Annotated in this window: 1 pseudogene; it reads left to right on the forward strand. The window is 71.6% G+C overall.

What is annotated here, in order from left to right:
• Window positions 1-204 (forward strand): annotated as a pseudogene (locus QWJ41_RS21940) (TIGR03960 family B12-binding radical SAM protein); the annotation flags it as partial.

Here is a 204-nt window from a genome sequence, read left to right on the forward strand (position 1 = left end):
ATCGCCGACTTCATCGACGCCGCCGTGCTCGGTGACGGCGAGGAGGTCGTGCTGGCGATCTCCGTGGTGGTGCGCGTGTGGATGGGCGTGGGCCGCCCCGGCGGCCGCGACGAGCTGCTGCGCCGCCTCGCGGTGACCGGCAACGTCTACGTGCCGAAGTTCTACGACGTGGTGCACGCCGAGGACGGCTCGATCGAGGCCGTG

The organism is Nocardioides cremeus, assembly GCF_030518195.1.
GTDB classification, from domain to species: Bacteria; Actinomycetota; Actinomycetes; order Propionibacteriales; family Nocardioidaceae; genus Nocardioides; species Nocardioides cremeus.